The organism is Mucilaginibacter terrenus, from assembly GCF_003432065.1.
In the GTDB taxonomy this organism is placed as follows: Bacteria; Bacteroidota; Bacteroidia; order Sphingobacteriales; family Sphingobacteriaceae; genus Mucilaginibacter; species Mucilaginibacter terrenus.
The window spans coordinates 2,170,888-2,191,349 of the sequence record NZ_QWDE01000001.1 but is presented as its reverse complement, the minus strand read 5'-3'; the positions used below and the strand labels follow the sequence as shown (position 1 = coordinate 2,191,349).

At 44.3% G+C, this 20,462-nt stretch carries 21 protein-coding genes; 10 read left to right on the top strand and 11 right to left on the bottom strand.

The features are described 5' to 3' along the window. Positions 1–28: 28 nt before the first annotated feature. Positions 29–349 (bottom strand): FtsB family cell division protein, encoded by a 321-nt coding sequence (locus tag DYU05_RS09825; protein ID WP_235853983.1) that lies wholly within the window; start codon positions 347–349, stop codon positions 29–31. A gap of 182 nt (positions 350–531) precedes the next feature. Between DYU05_RS09825 and DYU05_RS09820 the strand changes: the two genes are divergently transcribed. From DYU05_RS09820 to DYU05_RS09805, 4 genes are all read left to right on the top strand, one after another. Beyond that, positions 532–1,458, top strand: a complete 927-nt coding sequence (locus DYU05_RS09820) for an NAD-dependent epimerase/dehydratase family protein (RefSeq protein ID WP_117382761.1) — start codon at positions 532–534, stop codon at positions 1,456–1,458. A 191-nt stretch (positions 1,459–1,649) separates the two neighbouring features. Further along, on the top strand, positions 1,650–3,350 hold the full coding sequence (locus DYU05_RS09815; RefSeq protein WP_117382760.1) for a M3 family oligoendopeptidase: 1,701 nt from the start codon (positions 1,650–1,652) through the stop codon (positions 3,348–3,350). 269 nt (positions 3,351–3,619) lie between these two features. Continuing rightward, positions 3,620–4,129, top strand: a complete 510-nt coding sequence (locus tag DYU05_RS09810) for a glycosyl-4,4'-diaponeurosporenoate acyltransferase CrtO family protein (protein ID WP_117382759.1) — start codon at positions 3,620–3,622, stop codon at positions 4,127–4,129. 75 nt (positions 4,130–4,204) lie between these two features. Further along, on the top strand, positions 4,205–4,846 hold the full coding sequence (locus tag DYU05_RS09805; RefSeq protein ID WP_117382758.1) for a hypothetical protein: 642 nt from the start codon (positions 4,205–4,207) through the stop codon (positions 4,844–4,846). Position 4,847: 1 nt separating this feature from the next. Here the strand turns inward: DYU05_RS09805 and DYU05_RS09800 are convergent, their stop codons facing one another. Beyond that, the gene (locus DYU05_RS09800; RefSeq protein WP_117382757.1) at positions 4,848–5,504 is read right to left on the bottom strand and encodes a phosphatase PAP2 family protein; all 657 of its coding nucleotides are present in this window, start codon (positions 5,502–5,504) and stop codon (positions 4,848–4,850) included. A gap of 82 nt (positions 5,505–5,586) precedes the next feature. Between DYU05_RS09800 and DYU05_RS09795 the strand changes: the two genes are divergently transcribed. The 3 genes from DYU05_RS09795 (at position 5,587) to eno (ending at position 9,606) form a co-directional block, all read left to right on the top strand. Next, complete coding sequence (locus tag DYU05_RS09795) at positions 5,587–7,281, top strand: amino acid permease (RefSeq protein WP_117382756.1); 1,695 nt, start codon at positions 5,587–5,589, stop codon at positions 7,279–7,281. Positions 7,282–7,439: 158 nt separating this feature from the next. Continuing rightward, positions 7,440–8,171, top strand: a complete 732-nt coding sequence (locus DYU05_RS09790) for a DUF2490 domain-containing protein (RefSeq protein WP_117382755.1) — start codon at positions 7,440–7,442, stop codon at positions 8,169–8,171. Positions 8,172–8,307: 136 nt separating this feature from the next. Then, the gene (gene eno / locus DYU05_RS09785) at positions 8,308–9,606 is read left to right on the top strand and encodes a phosphopyruvate hydratase (RefSeq protein WP_117382754.1); all 1,299 of its coding nucleotides are present in this window, start codon (positions 8,308–8,310) and stop codon (positions 9,604–9,606) included. Between the two features lie 137 nt (positions 9,607–9,743). Here the strand turns inward: eno and yiaK are convergent, their stop codons facing one another. Beyond that, positions 9,744–10,730: a 3-dehydro-L-gulonate 2-dehydrogenase gene (yiaK, locus tag DYU05_RS09780; protein ID WP_117382753.1), complete on the bottom strand. Its 987-nt coding sequence runs from the start codon at positions 10,728–10,730 to the stop codon at positions 9,744–9,746. 127 nt (positions 10,731–10,857) lie between these two features. On the opposite strand from yiaK, the gene DYU05_RS09775 reads away from it, so the two are divergent. Next, complete coding sequence (locus DYU05_RS09775; protein WP_117382752.1) at positions 10,858–11,364, top strand: DUF5004 domain-containing protein; 507 nt, start codon at positions 10,858–10,860, stop codon at positions 11,362–11,364. A gap of 44 nt (positions 11,365–11,408) precedes the next feature. After that, complete coding sequence (gene purN / locus DYU05_RS09770) at positions 11,409–11,987, top strand: phosphoribosylglycinamide formyltransferase (protein ID WP_117382751.1); 579 nt, start codon at positions 11,409–11,411, stop codon at positions 11,985–11,987. A gap of 20 nt (positions 11,988–12,007) precedes the next feature. Here the strand turns inward: purN and DYU05_RS09765 are convergent, their stop codons facing one another. The 3 genes from DYU05_RS09765 to DYU05_RS09755 form a co-directional block, all read right to left on the bottom strand. Continuing rightward, on the bottom strand, positions 12,008–12,376 hold the full coding sequence (locus tag DYU05_RS09765; protein WP_117382750.1) for a response regulator: 369 nt from the start codon (positions 12,374–12,376) through the stop codon (positions 12,008–12,010). A 108-nt stretch (positions 12,377–12,484) separates the two neighbouring features. After that, positions 12,485–12,775 (bottom strand): putative quinol monooxygenase, encoded by a 291-nt coding sequence (locus DYU05_RS09760; RefSeq protein WP_117382749.1) that lies wholly within the window; start codon positions 12,773–12,775, stop codon positions 12,485–12,487. Between the two features lie 122 nt (positions 12,776–12,897). Beyond that, the gene (locus tag DYU05_RS09755) at positions 12,898–13,482 is read right to left on the bottom strand and encodes a thymidine kinase (RefSeq protein WP_117382748.1); all 585 of its coding nucleotides are present in this window, start codon (positions 13,480–13,482) and stop codon (positions 12,898–12,900) included. A 78-nt stretch (positions 13,483–13,560) separates the two neighbouring features. Here DYU05_RS09755 and DYU05_RS09750 point away from each other — a divergent pair, with 78 nt between their 5' ends. Further along, positions 13,561–14,733 (top strand): hypothetical protein, encoded by a 1,173-nt coding sequence (locus tag DYU05_RS09750; protein WP_117382747.1) that lies wholly within the window; start codon positions 13,561–13,563, stop codon positions 14,731–14,733. A 2-nt stretch (positions 14,734–14,735) separates the two neighbouring features. Here DYU05_RS09750 and rodA read toward each other — a convergent pair whose 3' ends face one another. The 5 genes from rodA to DYU05_RS09725 all read right to left on the bottom strand — a co-directional run bounded on the left by rodA (position 14,736) and on the right by DYU05_RS09725 (position 20,460). Continuing rightward, the gene (gene rodA / locus DYU05_RS09745) at positions 14,736–16,013 is read right to left on the bottom strand and encodes a rod shape-determining protein RodA (RefSeq protein WP_117382746.1); all 1,278 of its coding nucleotides are present in this window, start codon (positions 16,011–16,013) and stop codon (positions 14,736–14,738) included. Beyond that, positions 16,006–18,003, bottom strand: coding sequence for a penicillin-binding protein 2 (gene mrdA, locus DYU05_RS09740; RefSeq protein ID WP_117382745.1), 1,998 nt, complete (start codon positions 18,001–18,003; stop codon positions 16,006–16,008). Before mrdA ends, rodA begins: the two co-directional genes overlap by 8 nt. Further along, positions 18,000–18,518 (bottom strand): rod shape-determining protein MreD, encoded by a 519-nt coding sequence (locus tag DYU05_RS09735; protein WP_117382744.1) that lies wholly within the window; start codon positions 18,516–18,518, stop codon positions 18,000–18,002. Before DYU05_RS09735 ends, mrdA begins: the two co-directional genes overlap by 4 nt. Continuing rightward, on the bottom strand, positions 18,511–19,344 hold the full coding sequence (gene mreC / locus DYU05_RS09730; protein ID WP_117382743.1) for a rod shape-determining protein MreC: 834 nt from the start codon (positions 19,342–19,344) through the stop codon (positions 18,511–18,513). Before mreC ends, DYU05_RS09735 begins: the two co-directional genes overlap by 8 nt. A gap of 93 nt (positions 19,345–19,437) precedes the next feature. Then, positions 19,438–20,460 carry a rod shape-determining protein gene (locus DYU05_RS09725; RefSeq protein ID WP_117382742.1) on the bottom strand — a complete coding sequence of 341 codons (1,023 nt, stop codon included), beginning with the start codon at positions 20,458–20,460 and terminating at the stop codon, positions 19,438–19,440. Positions 20,461–20,462: the final 2 nt, after the last annotated feature.

Below are 20,462 nucleotides of genomic sequence, written 5' to 3'. Positions count from 1 at the left end.
GATAGTGTAACCGGCAAGAAAGGATTACTTATTCTGCCTTTTCGCGTTCTACAACAAATACATCTTCGTTGTCTTTTTTCATCAGGTATTTCTCGCGGGCAAACTTTTCCAGTTTAACCTTGTCAGAGCTTAACTCGTCAAGGTCCCTGTTTACATTAGCGGTCTCAGTTTTATAGAAATCGCGCTCCTGCTCCAGCTTATTTAGTTGCTGGTGATACTGGTATTGAGAAAACAAATCGTTCCGGTCGAAAAATATCATCCATACTACAAATGCAACCGTAACCAGGAAGTACTTGTTCTTGATAAGATCTAACAATCGTTTCATTTTCTCAGCAGAAATATTCATCATAAAGCTATTTATTTTGCAGCAGCCGCGCAAATATCGTTATTAACATTTTAACATTATTGCTTGCTTCATTAAAAGTACAGTTCGCGTGGCTTAACAGCTGTACTGCAATTCCTTATCTTTTGTTAACGTTTTAGGTGACAATGGTTGCCCACCTTTGTGGTATAACTTAAAACAAAAATAAAATGCATACCATATTAGGAGCCGGCGGGCCGGTAGCAAACGCCCTGGCACGCGAACTACAAAACAATAACAAAACCATTCGCCTTGTAAGCAGGCGCGAAGTACCGGCCGGTAAAAACACAAACTGGCAAAGGGCAGATCTGCTAAACCTGGCGGAACTAAGCCAGGCGGTTAAGGGATCTGAGGTAATATACCTTTGCGCCGGGCTGGTGTACGATGCCGATGTGTGGAAAGCCCAATGGCCGGTGATAATGCAAAACGTTATTGCTGTAGCTAAGGAGAACAACGCAAGGCTAATATTTTTTGATAACGTATACATGTACGGGCCGGTAAACGGGCCAATGACAGAAGATACCCTTTACAACCCCTCCAGTAAAAAAGGAAAGGTACGCGCCGGCGTTGCAGATATGTTGATGAACGAGGTAAAGGCAGGTAACCTGCGCGCATCTATAGCGCGGGCACCCGATTTTTACGGAACCGATAGCATGAACAGCTTTTTAGATATGATGGTAATAAGTAAATATGCTAAAAAGCAATCGGCCCAGTGGATAGGTGATGTTACTAAAAAGCACAACTTCATCTATATAAAGGATGCCGGTAAAGCTATGCTGCTGCTTGGGCAAAACCCGGACAGTGATAACCAGATATGGCATTTACCTACAGCTCCTGCTTTAACCGGCAAACAATTTTTAGAAATGATAGCCGCGGTATACAACCAAAAGCCCAAGTTCATGAGCGTTGGTAAGGCTATGTTATGGTTGATAGGTTTGTTTAAAAAAGTGGTGATGGGTACGGTAGAGATGTATTATCAGTATGATCGTGATTATATATTCGACTCCTCTAAGTTTGAGAAGGCGTTCAATTATAAGCCTGCAAGTTATGAAGAGGGGATAAGAGAACTATCGCGAACCTTGTTCAAGCCGGAGTGAGGGTATGTTCAGTCGGGAAGTCGGTAAAGTCCGAAAGATGGAAGAAGTCCCGGAGAAAGGAAGTGTATTCTGATTTGAATAGCCAAGTTTGTTTTTTGACTTCCGGACTTTACCGACTTCTCACTTTCAGACTTCCCCAGTATTGCGCATATTTGCACATACGCATACAGCTAATGGTAGCGTTATAAACCATGATCCATAAAAAAACAAGAACCTATATTCCCGCTGATCTTGAGATCAAATGGGAGACATTAGAGCCCATATACCAGGAACTGCTTAACCGGCCCATTAACTCTGCTGAAGAGCTGGAAAAGTGGCTAAAAGACGGCAGCGAGCTGCAGGCCGCCCTCGAAGAAGATTTTGCATGGCGCTACATCCGGATGACGTGCGATACCACCAGCGAAGAGCTGCTGCAAAGCTTCCAGTATTTTGCTACCGAGATTGAGCCCAAAACTGCACCGTATAACAACGAATTGAACAAGAAGCTGGTGAACAGCGATTACGTGCAGCAACTGAACGAAGAGAAGTACTATATTATGCTGCGCGGTGTGAAGAAAGCGCTCGAACTTTTCCGCGAAGAGAATATCCCGCTGCAAACGGAGTTGCAGGTAGAACAGCAGAAGTACCAGTCTATTACCGGATCTATGTCGGTACATATTGGCGACAAAGAATATACGCTGGAGCAGGCATCGGTATTTTTAAAAGATGCCGACCGGGCTAAACGCCAGGATACCTGGGAGAAGATAACTGCCCGCCGTTTACAGGATAAAGATCAGCTGAACACCTTGTTTGATAAACTGCGTGCTTTGCGCCACCAGGTTGCCCTGAACGCTGGTTTTGAGAATTACCGCGATTACAAGTTCCAGGAGCTGGGCCGCTTTGATTACACACCGCAGGATTGTTATGCTTTCCATGCAGCTATAGAGACCGAGGTAGTGCCTATTCTGCGTGCTTTTGCCGAGCAGCGCCGCGAAGCCCTGGGTGTGGATACCTTAAAGCCATGGGACATGGATGTAGACCCGCTTGGCAGGGCTGCCCTTAAGCCGTTCCACAATGGTGCAGAACTGGTCGAAAAATCTATACAGTGTTTCAGCAACATCAACAGCTATTTAGGCGAGCGCCTGGAGATCATGAAAGAAAATAACCTGTTTGATGTAGAAAGCCGAAAAGGAAAGGCGCCGGGAGGATATAATTACCCGTTGTCTGAAACCGGCGCACCATTCATCTTCATGAACTCGGCGAACACTTTCCGTGACCTGACCACCATGGTGCACGAAGGCGGCCACGCGGTACACACCTTTCTTACTGCCGACCTGGAACTTAACGATTTTAAACATTGCCCAAGCGAGGTTGCCGAGTTGGCCTCTATGTCGATGGAACTTATCTCCATGGATAAGTGGGATGTTTACTTTGATAACGAAGAAGACCTTAAGCGTGCTAAGCGCGACCAGTTGTATGATGTGCTGAAAACCCTGCCCTGGGTAGCCGTTATAGACCAGTTTCAGCACTGGATTTATACCAACCCTGACCATACCGACGCGGAACGCACCGATGCGTGGCTGAAGATATATGAGCCATTTGGTGCCGGCTTTGCCGACTGGAGTGGTTTGCAGGAAGCTGAGCAGAACCTGTGGCAAAAGCAGCTGCACATCTTTGAGGTGCCTTTCTACTACATTGAGTACGGCATGGCGCAGCTTGGTGCAATAGCCGTTTGGAAGAACTATAAGGAAAACCCCGAGAAAGGCTTGCAGCAGTATATGGATGCGCTTAAGCTAGGGTATACCAAAACGATTAAAGAGATTTATGAAACAGCCGGCATCAAGTTTGACTTCAGCGCCGGTTACGTAAAAGAACTGGCCGAGTTTGTAAAAAAAGAGCTCGAAAAGATATAATTTTTAGATAAGGCCGCCTTAATAAAGCGGCCTTTTTCCTGGATGTAAAACGGCTCGTTTTTACCTGTATTAAAAGAATAAGTTGCAAATATATTTTAAAACAGGCTTTTAAATCAGTGTGGTTTTTGAAGGTCGGTGAAGAAAAAAACCCTAAAAAACTGCATTTAGATGCTCTGATGAGCTTTTTTTAAAGGTATTTACTTAGATAGCCGAGAGGTGTTCAAAACGCACGGGCACAAAAAAAGCTGAACACTTTTGAACACTAAACCATGAATCAGGCCATCAACGCTTTCTGGACTGCACTAGCATTTATACCCATATTTGCTTTCTGGAGCAGGGTGAGTTTTATGCCTTGGTTCTATGTTTTTATAGCAATTGCTACGGCAGCGTTGTTCATCCCTGCCAGGCTTATACAGCTAAGCAGCCGGACCCGATTTTACGAAAGCCTGGGTGTGAAAACCATTCGTAAACTGGTGCAGAATGGCGATCTGGTTAACCGTTTAATCCGCAAAAAGAACCCTAATTACAAGGTAGTTAAAGATAGAGCAGCAGCTGTTAAGTACCTGCGTTCGGTAACGATGTATGAGCGGTTTCATTTCTTCTTCTTTATCTACTTTTTACTGGTGGCAGGCTACGCAATCAGCCTTTACAGGCATCAGCTTGCCGCTATAATTCTGGTGATGAACATTATCTACAACGTATGCCCAATGCTGCTTCATCAGTATAATAAGCTGAGAATATCACGCTTGAAAAAAGCTAGCTTTTCTGCATTTTTATAAATATTCAGAAGGTTACGAATATTGCAATTTGTAGTGCTGCTAAAACTTATCTCTTTTTTTCAGGTTTAAGCTTCTATGAAAAAGATAGTTATAAGTTTTAGCCTCATACTGCTATCATTTGCCGGATTTGCCCAGGCGCTTAAGCCCGTAAAATTAGATAGCCTTGTTAGTGTTTCCCTCCCGAAAGAATACACCAAAAAGGACACCCTTGGTCAACAGATATATTCAGGTAATTCTGATCTGGGCTACATGGTAGTTATCCGCGCACCTAATCAGGATACCTCTGCCCTTAAAAAGGAAAAAGATCTGAATAAGGTGCTGCAGAAGTACATTAAAGGTATCAAGGGCCAGGCTGATGGCAGCACCATGAACGTACGCGATACGCTGATTGGCCACCTTAAAGCCAAAACATTCACCCTTTCTACAGACCAGGGTACCGGCGTGCAATTACGCAACTATGTGATCATTTATACCCAAGAGATAACATATACTTTCGAGTATTACTTTGCAGAGTCTAGGCTTGACCTGGCTAAGGACGAGTGGAAGGCATTTTCGTCATCTATCAAAGTATCACCGGAACTAAAACGTACCGACCAATACTTGTCAAATGCGAAGGGCCTGTCTACAGGTGCTAAGATTGCCATCTACGGTGGTGGAGCTTTGCTGGTGATATTGATAATCGTGTTCCTGATGCGCCGGAAAAAAACCGACGAATAAGTCAGATTTTCATGATCCCCCTGTTCCACCGGGGGGATTTTATAAATTTCCTCTGGTCTATATACCCCAGCCACAAAACCGTAACAAATGCACCAATAGCAGAGCCGACGGTAACATCTTCAAAAAAATGCTGGCTCAGGTACATCCTGGAGTAGCCTACTAATACGGCCATCAGCAGGCAAAGTAGCCCCCACATCCTTTCTCGTATTAAATAAGTAAGTACCACTCCCGCGGAGAAGGCGGTTACCGTGTGCCCTGACGGGAAGCTGTGCGAGCCATGTATATACACGTTTTTAACAAAGTGTATGCGCGAGAGTTCCTTTTCGAAATACACCCGAGGCCTTGGTGCGTCAAAACCGTACTTAAGCAACTGTGCTACAGCCGACGTTATAAGGTAAGATGTAAAAAGCAGGAAGGCATTACGATAGCTGTATAACGTAAGCAGTAGTGATATCACAATAATAGTTATACCATCGCCAAGATCAGTAATGTAAGGTGCAGCTGCGTCAGCCCAGGCACTATACAAGCTGTTAACAGCAAAGTAGATGTCGGCACGGCTGTAAAGCAGCTTTAGTACAAGGCAGGTACACAACAGTAAAAGATAGGGGATCAAAAAGTACCTGGTAGCGTGCAAAACGCCTTTTGCGCCGGTTTTCATTGGCTACAAAGTAACACATATCCTTTCCCAATGCAAAAAAATGGTTATGTTTGGTTTGCAGAACTTAACTGATCATACTCTAATGTCCAAAAGCATATTTCGCCGGAAGTCTGTTGATAGAATAATGGCCGACGTCGCAAGCGGCTTCAGCGATAGCGAACACTCGGGCTCCCACCTGGAAAAAGCATTAACTACAAAAGACCTTACCCTGATGGGTATTGCTGCCGTTGTTGGCGCAGGTATATTTTCTACTATTGGCGAGGCCTCTTTTAATGGCGGCCCCGGGGTTACCATTCTTTTTGTGCTTACCGCAATTACCTGTGGTTTTTCCGCGCTGTGCTATGCCGAATTTGCATCCCGTATACCTGTTGCAGGCAGTGCATACACCTATGCTTATGCATCGTTTGGTGAACTGATTGCCTGGATCATAGGGTGGGACCTGCTAATGGAGTACGCTATAGGCAATATTGCCGTAGCTATATCCTGGAGCGAATATTTTGTAAACCTGTTGGAAGGTTTCCATATCCACATGCCGGCGTACCTTACAATGGATTACTTCAGCGCCTTCAAAGCACACGAGCTGGTAATCTCTGGCAATACGGCAGAAATTACGGACAGAGTTAAACTAGCAGCATCTGCCTGGGCAAATGCACCGGGCGTGGGCAGCTTTAAGCTCATCGCCAATATTCCCGCACTCGCAATTGTTGTAGTAATTACCTATTTGGTTTACATCGGCATTCGGGAAACAAAAAGAGCTACCAACGCTATGGTATACCTAAAAATAGCGGTGGTAATTGCGGTTATTGCAATAGGTTTCTTCTATGTAACGCCTGCTAACTGGCACCCGTTTTTACCTAATGGCTTTGGTGGCGTAATGAAGGGGGTGTCGGGTGTTTTCTTTGCTTACATCGGGTTCGATGCCATCTCCACAACAGCCGAAGAATGCCAGAATCCGCAGCGAGATCTTCCTAAGGGGATGATCTACTCGCTTATTATTTGTACCGTACTTTACATTCTCATAGCGCTTGTACTTACCGGTATGGTAAATTATAAGGACCTGCAGGTAGGCGACCCGCTGGCTTTTGTGTTCAACAAAGTAGGGCTAAAAGGGATAAGCTATGTAATTTCAATCAGTGCAGTTGTAGCCACCGCCAGCGTGTTGTTGATATTCCAGTTAGGGCAGCCCCGTATCTGGATGAGCATGAGCCGTGATGGATTACTGCCGAAAGCATTCTCGCGGATACACCCTAAATTCCATACGCCATCGTTCGCAACCATTGTAACCGGTTTTGTTGTGGCTATACCTGCATTGTTTCTTAACCTTACCGAGGTAACAAACCTTACCAGCATAGGTACGTTATTCGCTTTCGTATTAGTTTGTGGCGGTGTATTGCTGCTGCCACGCGAGGCAACAGTAAAAGGCAAATTTCAGTTGCCTTACATTAATTCGCAGTTTATCGCACCCGTGCTGTTTATTGTAGCTGTATTCATATTCCGAAACCAAATTGTTAACCTGTTTAGTGGTGAGAACGTGCACCAGAGGTTCCCATATTTCTTATTCATCTTACTATCTACTTCTCTTACTGTAGCAGCCTTTATAAAAAAACTTTCTCTTATACCAGTGCTAGGATTACTAAGTTGCTTTTACCTAATGGCCGAACTGGAATATGAAAGCTGGATTCGCTTTTTAATTTGGTTGATAATAGGCCTGGTAATATATTTCTTTTACGGATACCGAAACAGCATTATTGGTAAAGAGCAAAAGACTAAAGCATAAACACAGACTGAGTAAACGTGATAAAAAGCCCCGAGTAAACGGGGCTTTTTTTATTATACACTTTCTCGATAAACTTAACACTAACTTAACATTAACACTTCTATATTTAACATTATAATAATATACCGATAATACATTTGTGTTAAAATATTAACAAAATGTTTAAGTTAAGTTTACGTGCCGCATTGCTGGTCCTGCTATTTAGCAGCTTTTTAAAAGTTAATGCACAAGATAGTAAATTAGGTACATGGGGAATAGCTACAGTAGTAATGCCCGGCGACAGCGTACACAGATGGGGCGGCTATACTGAGTTCCAGACGAGGACTAATGGTCCGTTTAGCCAGTTTCAGTACTATGAAGCGAAAGCGGGTATCAGCTATGATCTCGACAAGAACTTTATAGCCTTACTGGGTACTGGTACGTATCATACTTACGATTACAGGAATGTTAGTGCCGGCCCAAATACAAACGAGTTTCGCTTGTGGGAACAGATGACCGTTAACCAATATTTGGACAGGTTGAAGTTTGAACACCGTTACAGGGTGGAACAGCGATGGGTGAACGGTAACTACCGCAACAGATTTCGTTACCGGGTGAATATGTTTATTCCTCTTAACAATAAAAAGATAGTTGAAAAGACCTGGTTCCTTTCTGTTTTTGACGAAATATTCCTGAACAACAAACGACCAAACTTTGAACGCAACCGTGTATCGGCTGCCCTTGGTTATCAATTTGATAAAAAGTGGATAGCGCAAGCAGGCTGGATAAGGCAAACTAATTTTACAGAAGCAAATACCAGCGGCAAGAACAACATTATGCTGATGTTAATGTATCGTATAAACCGTAAAGGCAGTGCTCCACGGGAACAAGTACCTACTACAAGCGACTAAACAAGGCGATGCCAGCAGCTTAACTTAATAATAACACCATAAATACAAAATTTAGGTTGGTATTTGCGGCATTTGCGCTTAACTTAGCCGACCAAATAAGTATAGTAATTCTAAAGTATCACCCACAAATTCAACTATGAGCTTGATTATTGACGTTCATGCGCGCCAGATACTGGACTCGCGCGGTAACCCTACCATAGAAGTAGATGTTTTAACAGACAACGGCATACTTGGCCGTGCCGCGGTTCCATCTGGTGCCAGCACCGGTATACATGAAGCTGTTGAGCTTCGCGATGATGACAAATCAGTTTACATGGGCAAAGGCGTATTAAAAGCCGTTGCAAACGTAAATGACGTTATTGCAAAAGAACTGCAGGGCATTGACGTATTTGAGCAGGTTGCGATTGATAAGTTGATGATAGAGCTGGACGGTACCGAGAATAAAGGTAAACTGGGTGCTAACGCCATCCTTGGTGTATCATTAGCTGTAGCTAAAGCTGCTGCGCAGGAAAGCCGCCAGCCACTATACCGTTACATAGGTGGTGTTAATGCAAATGTATTGCCTATCCCGATGATGAACATCGTAAACGGCGGTTCGCACTCTGATGCGCCTATTGCTTTCCAGGAATTCATGATCATGCCGGTTGGTGCACCAACTTTCTCGGAAGCTTTACGTTGGGGTACCGAAGTGTTCCATAACCTTAAAAAGATATTACACGACCGTGGCCTGTCTACTGCAGTAGGTGACGAAGGTGGTTTTGCTCCAACTTTTGAAGGTACTGAGGACGGCGTTGAAACGATCCTGAAGGCTATTGAAAAAGCGGGTTACAAACCTGGTGTTGATATTTTCCTGGCTTTTGATTGTGCTGCCTCTGAGTTCTACAAAGATGGCAAATACGATTACACTAAGTTCGAAGGTGAAAAAGGAGCTATCCGCACCAGTGCAGAACAAGCTGAATACCTTGCATCATTAACAGAAAAATACCCTATCATCTCTATAGAAGACGGTATGGCTGAAGATGACTGGGATGGCTGGAAATTACTTACCGAGCGTATTGGCGACAAGGTGCAGTTGGTTGGTGACGATTTGTTTGTAACCAACGTAAACCGTTTGCAAAAAGGTATCGATACCGATACTGCTAATTCTATATTGGTGAAAGTAAACCAGATTGGTTCACTTACCGAAACTATCAATGCAGTTAGCCTTGCAAAAGATAACAGCTATACATCAGTAATGAGCCACCGTTCCGGCGAAACTGAAGACAGCACGATTGCGGATCTTGCAGTGGCGCTTAACTGCGGACAGATTAAAACTGGTTCTGCATCCCGTAGCGACAGGATCGCAAAATACAATCAACTACTTCGTATTGAAGAAGAACTGGGAGAGAACGCAAGGTTTATTGGTAAAAACTTCAAGTACTACAAAAACCGGTAATCTCCGGCTTGTAAAATGAATATAAAAAGCCCTGGCGTGAGCCGGGGCTTTTTATTGCCTTAGTGTTTGAAATTTGCTTATTAATCGTACTCCCGGCACTTTCCAAAGTACATCAAGCTACCAAAGGCGTTGTCTTATTATAGCTTTTTAACTTCCTCCCATATTTTTTCATCTACCGTTACACCTTCGCGCAGACTCTTTTCACGGGTACGCATCATGTTCTCACCTGGATATAATATTTCTTTGTTCGTAATAGTCGCACTTGTTTTTGTATAGTCAATAATCTGCTTTATAAGTTCTTCATTGTTACTGCCGTTTGGCTTAACGCAAATAAACACCTGCGACACCGCACTCTCTTTTTTGCCGTTTTTGGAGATAGCGGCGGTAGAGTTGCCGCCGCTTAGCAAGGCAGCAAGCATATCCAGCACCAGTGACAATCCAGACCCTTTCCAAAACCCGATTGGCAATGCCCTTTTTGTGGCCATAATGGTGGCGGCATCGGTTGTTAAGTTATCTTCATTGTCGTACCCGCCTGGCAGTGGCAAAGGTTTTCCCTCCGCTTTATACTGGCCTAACTTCCCAAATGAGTATTGGGAAATGGCCATGTCCAGTAACACGGGGCCGCCTTGTTTAGGCAATGCCACAACGAGGGGGTTATTGCCCAGGCGTGGCTCAGTTCCGCCCCACGGCGGCAGGTTAGCCGTAGTGTTGGTGAAGCATATGCTTATGCAGCCGGCTTCTGCCGCCTGCAAGCCGTAAGTACCACCGCGCATCCAGTGATTGGTGTTTTTTAAGGCAACACAGCCAATACCGTTTGCATCGGCAAGGGCAATCGCCCGGTCCGTACAAAACTGCGCATTCAGCATTCCCGGGCCAAGGTTTCCGTCCCACTGTTCTATAGCACCAAAAGCAGTCACCAACGCCGGTTCTGCACTTGGTATTAATAATCCTTCCTTAACATACTGCACAAACACCGGAAAGCGGTTTAATCCATGCGAGGCAACACCATCGCGGCTATTGTCGGCGAAAATTTTGGCGCATTCTTCAGCTTTCAGCTCAGTAAAACCGAGGCTAAGCAGTATCCGGGTAAATTCGTCTTTAAGCTGATCGTAGTGGACTTTCATGGCAGGAGATAAACAAAGCAGCAAGATAGTTGCTTAATACTTGTTTGTAAAATAATAACAGGTTTAAAGAGTTATTGGTTTGTATAATGTTGGTGTAGGAGAATTCCTATTTTTGCCGATATAGCTAATGAAAAGAAACGTCGTTTTTTTAGGTCTCCTGCTGATTGTCGCATCAATAGTAGTAAACTCTTGCAAGAAGCAGGATCAAAGCAACATTCCCAACCTGCTTACAGGCGGCAACTGGCAGTTGGCATCGTTACTGGTTTACCACTATGTAGGCGACACACAACAGTCGGTAGACACGCTGAACACGAAATGCGATACTACGCAACTGTTTGCCTTTTTTAAAGATAAAAGCTGTACGTACACTAATTTCGACTGCAAAGTACAGCCAATTGCCCGTGGCACCTGGAACCTAAGCGATAACAAATTGGTACTTAGTGCAGACATGACCTGCCAGGATACTACTAAAGCCGGTAGTTCAAAACCGTTTGCTAATTCGCAGATAATTAACCTGGGGGATTTTTCTTTAGTACTACAGACCGGAGATATAGAAAATTATTACACCTCAACTCAGCCAAGAACGATATACCGTTATGGTTTCATCAGGCAAAAAGCTACGGGTACAAGATAATTTGAAGAAATTTTATATTTTGCGTATAAAAGCAGCCATTAATTTTGAAAAAGAGAATAGCCATTTTTGCTTCCGGATCGGGTTCCAACGCTCAAAAGATAATGGAGCACTTTAAGCGTCATTCTGATGCGGAGGTTGTTCTGATACTTACGAATAATCCGCAAGCTTACGTATTACAACGCGCAGATAACTTCGAGATACCATCACACATATTTACCCGCAACGAGTTTTATCAAACCGATGATATTATTAACCTGCTTAAGAACCTGCAGGTAGATCTTATTGTACTGGCCGGCTTTTTATGGCTGGTACCGCAAAATCTGTTGAAGGCATTTCCTAACAAGATCGTTAACCTGCACCCTGCATTGTTGCCCAAGTTTGGCGGCAAGGGTATGTACGGCGACAATGTACATAAAGCGGTACTAGCTGCCAATGAAGAGGAGTCAGGCATAACCATCCATTTTGTAAATGCAGAGTTTGATGAAGGTGAGATCATCCATCAATCAAAGTTCAAGATTGAACCCGGAGACAGCCTGGAGATGGTAAAATTTAAAGGCCAACAACTGGAGCATCACCACTTCCCCAAAGTAATTGAAAGCCTGCTAAAGAAGATGAGAAGCTGATATCCTGCTTTGGTCTTTCGTTAAGCTGTATGCTTATCTATCATTTCAACTAAAGCGCTTAGCTCAAAAGGTTTTTTGAGATAGCCATCTGCAAGACCGGCTTCTGCAATTTCTTTAACGTTACTTACTGCCGAAACAATAATTACGGGTATGTGGCTGGTCGCCGGATCAGACTTTAGCTGTTTGCTTAACTGTTGGCCGTTAGCATCACTGCGCCATTCGGTAAGCCAGTTGTCTAGCAGCACCAAGTCGGGTTTATGCTGATCTATGTACCTGAGAATTTTTGCATTTTCGGACGAAATCACTTCATAGCCTGCATCCTCAAGGGCATAGGTAACCGTATCCCTTATATCTTTGTCATCTTCAATTACCAGTATCTTCTTAGCCATAGTTTTATTCAAAGAAGTGTATCTTCTAAAAAACACGTATCAATAAATAAACGCATAACATGGGCCATTGTTTACTTCAGGAAAGCGAAAATTTACGTCATAACACCCTCAAATCAATCTTGTGAGTATTTTTACGTCGGCAGCGGTTCTCAATAAAGCATTTGATACCCGCACAAAGTTTTTGTAATGAGGGGTTTCCATATGCGCGCCAAGTGCATCCTCATCAGTCCACTCTTCTTCAATAACGTATTTATAAGGCTCGTCTTTATATTGGTATAATTCGTACGCCAGACATCCAGGTTCGTCAACTGATGCTGTGACAAGTTTCTTTAATTCGCTTTCAAATGCCAGTTCAGCATCACTTTTACAATGCAAACAAGCAAGCAGGTTTATGCTCATAGGTGTATAGTAACGTTCTGAAGCTTTTAACGGAGACGAGCGCTTTTCGGTTGCACCGTTTTCAAGTGCGTGAGCGTAAGTTTGTTATTGCGCGATAAAACCCTTAAACTATCAAGTCACCTTTATAGGATATCTCCGTCAAGATTAAAGCAGTGGCGGCAACGTGGTTCGTAACTTTCTTTTTCACCTAATAAGATCTGGCTCTCATCAGGCACGAGGCGATAGGAGTGCAGCGCGGGGCTACCGCATTTTACACAAACCGCGTGCAGCTTGGTTACCGATTCGGCAAGGGCCATAATCTCTGGCATCGTTCCAAAAGGGCGACCTTTAAAATCCATGTCCAGCCCAGCCACAATCACCCTTACACCACTGTTGGCGAGCGAGGTGCAAACCTGCGGCAGATCGGCATCAAAAAACTGGGCTTCATCTATACCTACTACCTGGGTTTGGTCACTTATCTTTAATAATGCAGAAGCTTTATCTACAGGTGTTGAGGGAATAGAATTGAGGTTGTGCGATACTACAGCGCTTTTATCATAACGCGTATCGGTAACAGGGCTAAATATTTCCACCTTTACTTTGGCTATACGTGCGCGGTTTACCCTGCGGATAAGCTCTTCGGTTTTACCAGAGAACATCGACCCGCAAATTACTTCTATACTGCCCCCAACCTCGTTATTCCTTCTAAAAACCTGCTCTGTGTACAACGCTCAAAACTTTTGTGAGGGGCTAATATCAGAATTTTATAGTACTTTTGATAGGCAATTTTCCTAACATAATTGGCAATGAAGCAACAGGAAGTTTTTAAAAAAATAGGCGGGATAATACAGGAAATTAACGATCAGTACCAGTATCTGCAAGGGAGTGAGAACAACATGAACGACCTTGAACTGGAGCTTTTTGTCGCCAATACACATTTTCTGAAAGACCACGCGGAGATACTGCGGAAGCTTAACGCAATAAAGACCCCGGCAACCACAGCAAGCATAGGCAATGAGCCGAAATGGTTTGAGCCTGTGGTTCAGCCTGCCAAACCGCAATTGCCACCGAATACAACGTTTAAACTTGATGCGCCTGCCGCTCCAAAGGAAGAAGACCATATAAGGTATGAAATTGGTCAGCCAGAAGAACCTTCACCCACTGTTGAGTTTACCCCGGTTAATAAAGTAGCAAATGAATTGACGCAGGCTGCTGATGAACCAGTTGCAGATAGCATTGACCTGGGTGCAGCTACGCCTGATGACACTTACTCATTTGAAAGGGAAGAACCTGAAATAATAAAGCATCAACTGATACTGGATGATGAGCAAGCAACAGATGAGGTATCATCACCTGAAGATGAAGCTCTGTTAACGCCAATCACCTACGTAGATGAGCCGGAGCCTGAGGAGGTTGAAACCATTGATCTGCCCGTTGTTGACGTAGCGGAGCCTGAACCTGTTATTGAAGATGCTGCTGAAGAGCCCCTGACTGAAACTTTGCTGCTGCCCGAAGTTAACAAGGCAGAAACAAAACCATTTTCTGCCAGTATGGAGGAGATACAGGCAGAACATTTCAGCAATCAGGAGAACCAAAGGGTAAGCCAGGCTGAATTACCTAAAGAAGAGACAGACCTGAAAGAAGAGCAGATACTCACGTTAAACCAGCGCTTGTCTGCCCAGTTAAAGGACAAAAGCCATAATATATCAGCAGCAACACCTAAGGAAGTGGTGGAGCCGTTGGCTGATATAAAGGCAGCTATTACATTAAACGACAAGCTGCTTTTTGTTAAAGACTTGTTTAAGGGTTACAACCTGGCTTATACGGAAGCTATAGAAATAGTGAACCGTTTTACTAATTACGAAGAAGCCGAACGGTTTTTGAAAAATAACTACGTTACCAAAAACGACTGGGAAAGCAAACCTGCCACTGCCGAAAAGTTTTATGCGCTGCTAAGAAGGCGCTACGCCAAATCTTAGTACTAGCCGTAAATTATACCCATACGGTTGCTATCCAGTTTTAGCAGGATAAACAACAGGATAGTAAAACTCCACAGCGATGATCCGCCATAACTTATAAAGGGTAGGGGGATACCTATTACAGGCATTATACCCGTAGCCATAGCAATATTTATAAGCACGTGGAAGAAGATGATAGATGCTACCCCATACGCGTAAATTCGCGAGAACGGCGCACGCTGCCGCTCTGCTATAATTATAATTCGCAGCAGCAAAAACAGGTATAAGCCCAACACCACTACCGATCCTGCAAACCCCCACTCTTCACCAACGGTGCAAAAGATAAAGTCTGTACTTTGCTCGGGCACAAAGGAGAATTTGGTTTGTGTACCCTGTAAATAGCCTTTGCCCCATACCCGGCCTGAGCCAATGGCTATTTTTGCCTGGTTTTGGTTGTAGCCTACACCCTTGTTATCTTTTGTTAAGCCAAGCACTACATCTATACGCTTACGCTGGTGGGGTTTAAGCCCATGTTCGTACAACGGTTTTACTACAAAAACGAATGCGATACTAATAAGAGCACCTGCAACAATCTTGAAGATAAGCGGACGATTCCGTTTGATAGTAAGCACAATGGCTACTGTTGCCGCTACTATCGCCGCTATCACATACCAATGGTTAAACATAAGCGAAGTAACAAACAAGGTGATGAGCAGCCCAACTACGATCAGAAACAGCGGCGATAATCCTTCTCGGTACAGCACAAATATTAATGAACAAAATACAAGGGTAGAGCCATCATCTGGCTGCATTTTTATAAGCAGCATAGGGAGCAGGATAATGCCACCTGCAATGAAAAAAGACTTAACATCAGTAACCTTAACGTTGGTGGCGCTAAGATATCTGGCTAGAAGCAAGCAAGTGGAGAATTTAGCAAACTCCGAAGGTTGCAGCCTGAAACCTCCACCCATATCTATCCACGCCTGGTTACCACCTACGTTGTGGCCTATGGCCAGTACCAATATGAGCAGCAGTACGGTAACCACATAAAATAGGGGCGCCAGCGATGATAAAAACCTGCTCTCCAGCAGCAATATAACGGTACCTATGACCAGACCAGTCACAATAAAAATAAACTGCTTGCCATATTGCGTGTCGGTGTCCAAAAAGCCGGGATTGGATTCGTCGAAAACTGCCGACCTAATATTTAACCAGCCTATAATGCACAAGGCAAGATAAAGCAGCACTGTAACCCAGTCTACGTTGGAAAAGAAGCCTCGCTGCTGGTTGTTGTTATTCATCGTCTTTTGTTTTTGGCAAAATGGCTTTTGAATTGTTTGCGGTGTCTTTTTCCAAAGGTTCTTTAGCCGGCCGCTTCAACTTTAACTTTGCTAATGAATCGAGTTTTATTCTCTTTAAGCTATCCTGCTTCATTTTTTCCTTAGGAGTAAGCTTGGGTTCTATAATGGGTAGCAAGTTCGCATTCTCATAATACTCAGGGTATATGCCTGAAGAGCGTTTTGTTATAGTACCTTTAAGATATTTCTCTACAATAAAGCTGGCGATAGGTGCAGCCCATGTTGCGCCCTGCCCAGAGTTCTCCACAATAACCGCAATAGCGATCTTCGGATTATCGCGCGGAGCAAAAGCTACGAACACGGAGTTATCTTTATGGTTTTTAACCTCCACCGTACCTGTTTTACCGCACATAATAATGTCTGGTATTTTGGAACTTGCCGCCGTACCCACCTCAACCACCTGCTGCATTCCATTAATAGCGTATTTGAAATAGCTAGAATCTACCCCCACATAGTTCTTTAGGGTATATTCCCGCTTTATTACTTGTCTATCGCCGATAGACTTGATAAGGTGCGGTTTGTAGTAAAAGCCCCTGTTGGCAATGGTAGCTTCTATATTGGCCAGTTGCAGCGGTGTTGCTAATAACTCGCCCTGTCCAATAGCAAGCGAGGTAATAGTGCTGGAGCGCCATCCGCCTTTACGGTAAAGTTTGTCGTAATACGTTGCTTTGGGTATAAGGCCACGGCCCTCTGCCGGCATATCCAGATCAAGTTTATGGCCTATGCCAAATTTCATTACATTATTGCGCCACTCGCTGTAGCTGGTATCGGTATTTCTGCCCCCTTTACGGTTAATCAGCTTTTCAAATACCATGTTGAAGTACCCGTTGCAGGAATGTGCAATGGCAGTGCTAAGCGTAACTGCACCATGTACCTCGCCGTGGAAGCACTTTACCTTGCGGTTGCCTGCAATATAATAGCCGCGGCACACGTAAACAGTTTGCGGGTCAATCATTCTTTCCTGCATCGCAATAAGCGCACTCAACGGCTTGAATGATGATCCCGGCGGGTAGTATGCCTGTACCGGCCGGGTGAATAAGGGTTTATATGGGTCTTTGTAAAGTTTCGCAATGTTATTGCCACGCTCTTTGCCAACCAGCAGATTAGGGTCGTAAGTGGGCGTGCTCACATAGCAAAGTATCTCGCCGGTGGCAGGCTCAATAGCTACAATACTGCCTACTTTGTTCTGCATTAATTTTTCGCCCAGCTTTTGGATGCGCATGTCAAGCGAAGAGATGAGGCGTTCGCCGGCTACTGCCGCGGTATCGTAAGCACCGTTGGCATAGGAACCTTTGCGCACGTTACGCGAGTCTACCAAAACGTTCTCTACACCCCGTTGTCCGCGTAACAACGGCTCGTAAGAACGCTCCACACCGGTAATGCCAACATAGTCTCCGGGACTGTAATAGCCGCCAGAGCGTTTGATCATTGCATCTGTAACCTCACCTATATAGCCCAGGAACTGTGCAGCAGATGAATCAGGGTAGGTGCGTATAGACCGCGTTTGGGTATCAAACCCGGGGAACTCCGACCGGCGTTCCTGAAAGTAGGCGTTTTGTTGTGCCGTAATCTCCCGCTCAAATATGGATACCAGTCTTGGCGAGTACTTTTTTGCCTTAAGCATCCGCTTGATAAAAGTTGCTGTATCAATGTTAAGTACCTTGCAAAGTTCGGCAGTGTCGAGGTTTTTAACCAAAGCAGGCAGAACTATCATGTCGTACACAGGTTCGTTCTGCACCATAATGTGCCCGGTACGATCAAGGATAGGGCCGCGGGCTGGGAACTGTATATAACGGCGCACTACGTTCTTTTGTGCAAACAAGAAATAGCGGTCGTCTACCACCTGCATGTAAAACAGGCGGCCAAGCAGCATTAATATAAAGGCAATAAATATACCGGCGACAATGTATCTCCGTTCGAAAAAACTATTCATTTACGTTCTTTCCTTTTGTAAAATATCAATCCGGAAACCAGCATCAAAAATACGGTAAATATTGAACTCAATAAGAACCGGCTTAGTGTGTACTGGATTTCTGAAAAACGGAAAACCTCTATATTGAAAAGGAAAAAATGGTGAAATAAGGTGAGGATGAGCGCGTAGGTTAGGAACCAGCGAAAACCCATAATGCTTAACGTTGGCTCAGGTTCGTTATCAAATCCCTCTTTTTGTACGGTCAGGCTGATGAATATAATACGCACTAAAGCAAGCAGCGAACAGGCGGCGGCATGCAATCCGGGTGTATCGTAAAACATATCTACGGTCAGGCCCAATATAAAGGACAATAAAAATAGCAGCACATTCGGCGTTTCGAAGGGCAGCAGCAGGATGAACAGAATATAAAGAAACGGAGTAGACAGATCGTATAAAGCGATATTTTTGAGCAGGAACACTTGCAGAAACACAAGTGCTACAAACCGGATCAAATTGGCTATAATTACCCTAATCATCTTTTTTCTCCTGTGCCTCCAACGTGGCTTGCTCCAGGGCAAACTTGTTCTTAATTACGTATACGTACTCCAGCTTACTAAAATCTACCGATAGGTTTACTTCCATGTTAAGGAATAAGCCAGCCCCTTTTGTACGTAGTTTACTAACCTTCCCAAATGGTATACCTGCCGGGAATAGTGATAGCTGCGAGGTGACAACCATTTCACCTACACGTGGCTGCGCGTTGTTAGATACGTCAGTCAATACGGCTTTATGCGGGTCAAGGTTATCCACCCATTGCACATAGCCAATTTCTTTATTGGTGACCAGCATAGCGCTAAAGCGGGAGTCTTTATGCAACAGCGACTGAACAATAGCTAGATGTTCCCCTACAAACGACACTTTACCTACTACACCGCCCGCACATATTACGCCCATACCTTTTTCTATGCCGTCTTTAGCACCCTTCGCAATGGTAAGATAGTTGTTGCGCTTGTTAACAGAGTTGTTGATCACCTTAGCGTCTATATACTCATATTGCTGTTTGTATATAGTGTCGGTTACCAGGTGTTTAGCTAAAGTATCAGCATACTTTGCTGAACGGAGTTGATTACGTAATTGGGCGTTTTCTTTCGCCAGTTGGTCATTTACCTCCCGGAGTGATAAGTATCCCTTTACTTCATCACTGCGGGCATATAGTTCACCTGTAACTTTATTGGTGCTGTTTATAAAGGTGGCCTTTTGAAAAGAGTTGTACTTGATGTAAATAATAAGCGAAGCAATCTCAAAAATGAGAAAAAGAAAGAATGCGTTGTACTTAGTGATAAATATCAGGAGGTTACGCATTTGCCTGGAAGTTTCGAGATTAGAGACAAGAGTTAGGAATCAAGAGAGAAGACGTTCTTAATTCCTGACTCTTGATTCTTGTCTCTCTTTTTACTATTGCATTAAGAACTTAAAATTACCAATATTTTTAAGGGCGGTGCCGGTGCCGCGTACCACAGCACGAAGCGGGTCTTCAGCCACGTGCACGGGCAGTTTGGTTTTGGCAGCTACGCGTTTATCAAGCCCGCGCAGCAATGCGCCGCCGCCGGTAAGGTAAATGCCGGTTTGGTAAATATCCGCAGAAAGCTCCGGTGGAGTTATTTCCAATGCCTTTAATATCGCTTCTTCAATTTTAGAGATTGATTTATCAAGGCAGTGTGCAATTTCAGTGTATGATACGGTGATCTGTTTTGGTACACCTGTCATCAAGTCGCGCCCTTGAACTGCAAAATCTGCAGGTGGTTCGGTAAGTTCCGGAAGTGCTGCACCTACTTCTATCTTTATCTTTTCAGCAGTACGGTCACCAATCATTATGTTGTGCTGGCGGCGAATGTACTGTACAATGTCGGAGTCAAAGTTATCTCCCGCTACACGGATGGATTGATCACAAACAATACCCGACAAGGCAATCACGGCGATCTCGGTGGTGCCACCACCGATATCGATGATCATGTTACCCATTGGTTCTTCTACGTCAATGCCAATACCTACAGCAGCAGCCATTGGCTCGTATATCAGGTATACTTCCTTAGCGCCGGCAATTTCGGCACTGTCACGTACGGCACGTTTTTCTACCTCGGTGATGCCGGATGGAATGCAGATAACCATACGCAATGACGGAAAGAACCATCCTTTACCCTGGTTGATCATTTTGATCATCCCGCGGATCATTAGCTCGGCAGCGTTAAAGTCGGCAATTACACCATCTTTAAGCGGCCTTACGGTACGGATGTTATCGTGGGTTTTTCCTTCCATTTGCATGGCTTGGCGGCCAATTGCAATAACCTTATTTGTGGTACGGTCAAAAGCAACTATCGACGGTTCGTCAACAACAACTTTATCGTTATGTATAATGAGGGTATTTGCGGTACCCAGGTCAATAGCTATCTCTTGTGTGAAAAAATTGAATAAACCCATGT